The 3,249-nt window shown below is 67.2% G+C and carries 4 protein-coding genes; 1 reads left to right on the forward strand and 3 read right to left on the reverse strand.

Annotated features, from left to right (window positions below):
- Nucleotides 1–67: 67 nt before the first annotated feature.
- From ACFWI9_RS29185 to ACFWI9_RS29195, 3 genes are all read right to left on the reverse strand, one after another.
- Nucleotides 68–598, reverse strand: coding sequence for an HNH endonuclease (locus ACFWI9_RS29185; RefSeq protein WP_387166672.1), 531 nt, complete (start codon nucleotides 596–598; stop codon nucleotides 68–70).
- A gap of 182 nt (nucleotides 599–780) precedes the next feature.
- Nucleotides 781–1,317 (reverse strand): YbhB/YbcL family Raf kinase inhibitor-like protein, encoded by a 537-nt coding sequence (locus tag ACFWI9_RS29190; protein ID WP_387166675.1) that lies wholly within the window; start codon nucleotides 1,315–1,317, stop codon nucleotides 781–783.
- A gap of 55 nt (nucleotides 1,318–1,372) precedes the next feature.
- The gene (locus ACFWI9_RS29195; protein ID WP_387166678.1) at nucleotides 1,373–2,155 is read right to left on the reverse strand and encodes a sporulation protein; all 783 of its coding nucleotides are present in this window, start codon (nucleotides 2,153–2,155) and stop codon (nucleotides 1,373–1,375) included.
- An 89-nt stretch (nucleotides 2,156–2,244) separates the two neighbouring features.
- Here ACFWI9_RS29195 and ACFWI9_RS29200 point away from each other — a divergent pair, with 89 nt between their 5' ends.
- On the forward strand, nucleotides 2,245–2,886 hold the full coding sequence (locus tag ACFWI9_RS29200; protein WP_387166681.1) for a DNA-3-methyladenine glycosylase: 642 nt from the start codon (nucleotides 2,245–2,247) through the stop codon (nucleotides 2,884–2,886).
- Nucleotides 2,887–3,249: the final 363 nt, after the last annotated feature.

The following is a 3,249-nucleotide window of genomic DNA, read 5'->3' on the forward strand; positions in this document are numbered from 1 at the left end:
ACGCGCGGAAGCCCGCCTCCACGACAAGGAGGCGGGCTTCCCGGCACCGCATCGGTGCGTAACGCACTTACGCCGCGGACCGCACATCCGGCTGCGGCCCGTGCCGCGCCAGCCACTCCGGCAGCTCCGCACGCTCACCAGCCCGCAGGGTCAGCAGCATCGCGTCCGCCGGAGTCGGCACGAAAGGCTGGTGCAGCAAGGGCATCCCCGCCTGCTCAGGCGTACGGTCCGCCTTGCGGTGGTTGTCCTCCGCACAGGACGCCACCGTGTTCAGCCAGCTGTCCGCACCACCCCGGGACCGCGGCACCACGTGGTCCACCGTCGTGGCCCGCCTACCGCAGTACGCGCACCGGTGCTGGTCCCTGACCAGCACACCCCTCCGCGACCACGGCGCCTGTCTTCGAAACGGCACCCGTACGTATCTGCACAGCCTGATCACCCGGGGCACCGGCAGCTCCATCGCCGCGGCACGCACCCGGAGCGCGGGGTGGGCCTGCTCGACGACGGCCTTGTCCTGCAACACCAGCACCACCGCACGGTTGAGCGTCACCGTCGACAGCGGCTCGAAGCTCGCATTCAGTACCAGCGTGTCCCGCATTGTGCCCCACCTCCCGTGTGCCGGCCCGGCCCTTCCGGCGGGCTCTGGGCTGGGACCAACTCTGGCCGGGCACGCCGCGATGGACAACGCAATATCCGCGTACTACGGAAGATGCCCGCTCCTGATCTCTTCCAAGACCAGGAGCGGGCAAACAACAGGCGAAGCCTGAGAACCGGCTCGGGCTACTCGCCCTTGCTCTCGTATTCACCGATGAGCTGGGCGCGCCCCAGCGTGTGGAACCGCAGATTGAAGCCCACGACCGCCGGAGACACATCGTCACCAGGGCCCAGCTTCTCCTTGCCCACGGCGTACACCGTGAACACATAGCGGTGCGGCCCGTCCCCGGGCGGCGGTGCGGCGCCGCCGAAGTCCTTCGACCCGTAGTCGTTGCGGACATGTACCGCGCCCTCGGGCAGGCCTTCGAACCTCCCGCCGCCCGCACCCGCGGGCAGCTCGGTCACCGATGACGGGATGTCGAACAGCACCCAGTGCCAGAACCCGCTGCCCGTCGGCGCGTCAGGATCGAAGCACGTCACCGCGAAGCTCTTCGTCTCCGCGGGGAAGCCCTCCCACCGCAGGGCGGGCGAGGTGTTGCCACCCGAGTGGACCTGGGCGTCCTTGAGGAAGGCTCCTGGCTCGACATCGGGACTCGCCACGGTGAACGACGGCACCGCCGGGTGGAAGTCATGAGGCAGCGGGGCCCTCTTCGCCTCGGTCACGTCTGAACCTCCGAATAGGCGTTCCTGCGCGTTTCCGCGCTTACGGAACCCGAGCCTAGAACCAGTTGCGGCGACCGCCGACATCGGCGAGCCACTGGTTCAGGTAGGCGGCGTAATCCGTTCCCTGGAAGTTGTGCAGATCCACCTGGAAGGAACGGTAGGAGTCGCTGCCCTCGCTGAAGAGGCCCGGCTTCTTGTCCATCTCCAGCACCACGTCCATCTCCCGGCCGTCGGCGACGAACGTCAGCTCGACCTGGTTCAGCCCCCGGTACTGCGACGGCGGGAGGAACTCGATCTCCTGGTAGAACGGCAGGCGCTGCCGCGTCCCCCGGATGTGACCGCGCTCCATGTCCGCGCTCTTGAAGCGGAAGCCGAGCTGGATGAACGCGTCGAGGATCGCCTGCTGCGCCGGAAGCGGGTGGACGTGGATCGGGTCCAGGTCACCGGAGTCCACGGCCCGCGCGATCTCCAGCTCCGTGGTCACACCGATGTTCATCCCGCGCAGCTGCTGCCCGGCGATCGTGGTGATCGGCGTCTCCCAGGGGATCTCGAGCCCGAACGGCACGACGTGCACCGCGCCGGCCTTCAGCTCGAAGGCACCGCCGAGCCGCTGCTTGGTGAACTCGATGTCCTGCCTCATCTCCTGGTCACCGCCCTCGACCTCGACGCGCGCCTGGAGACCGACGGACAGCCCCTCGATCTGCTGGTCGACGGACCCGCCCTGGATCCGCACCTCGCCCTGCACCACACCGCCGGGGACGACGTTCGCCTCCGTCAGCTCGGTCTCCACGGACGCCCCACCGGCACCCAGACTCGCGAGCAGCCTCTTGAAGCCCATGCTCCTACCTCCCTTGGTCCTGACCTCTACATACGCCCGACGACCGTAACCGGTTCCCAGGACCCAGCAGAGGGGTACCCTCGGACGCCATGCCCGACAGCCCTGACCGCACTCCGCTGCCCCGGCGCTTCTTCGACCGCCCGGTTCTCGATGTCGCCCCCGATCTCCTCGGCCGCACGCTGGTACGTCAGACGGTCGACGGCCCGATCGAGCTCCGGTTGACGGAGGTGGAGGCGTACGCCGGCGAAGCCGACCCGGGCTCGCACGCCTACCGGGGCCGTACGGCCCGGAACGCGGTGATGTTCGGTCCGCCCGGACACGCCTACGTCTACTTCACCTACGGCATGTGGCACTGCCTCAACCTGGTGTGCGGTCCCGAAGGCACCGCGAGCGGGGTCCTGCTGCGCGCGGGCGAGGTCCGCGTGGGCAATGAACTGGCCCGTAAACGTCGAATCTCAGCCCGCGATGACAGGGAACTGGCCAAAGGCCCCGCCCGTCTGGCCACCGCCCTCGGCATCGACCGGGGACTTGACGGCACCGACGTCTGCGCCGGCCCCGACGCTCCCCTCAGCATCCTCACAGGCTGGCCCGCCACCTCTGACCAGGTACGCAACGGCCCGCGCACGGGTGTCGGAGGCGAAGGCGCCTCCCATCCCTGGCGCTACTGGATCGACGACGATCCCACCGTGAGTGCCTATCGACCTCATACGCCACGCCGTAGGTCAACTTGACTCTGTGTTTCAGGACGCCTAACGTAGCCCGAGCCGCTTGAACAGGGACTGCTGTTCAACAGCCCCCGAAGCGGCCATCCACTACCTACGACAAACCCAAACCGGGTGGGATTTCGGCATGCCGAAATTCAGCTCGAACGACTCGATTATGAGTCAACGGGGAAATCGGCTAGCGTAGTGAACACGCCGAAAGGCAAAAAGGCCCTCCAACGGCCACCGGAATCAGAATCCGAACCGGGAACGGAACGGAATAAGAATCTGGTAAGGTTGGAAACACCGAAGGGAAGCGCCCGGAGGAAAGCCTCAGAAAATGTTCTGCGGGTGAGTACGAAGGAAGCGTCCGTTCCTTGAGAACTCAACAGC

It is taken from the genome of Streptomyces sp. NPDC127084 (assembly GCF_042724175.1).
Lineage (GTDB): Bacteria > Actinomycetota > Actinomycetes > Streptomycetales > Streptomycetaceae > Streptomyces.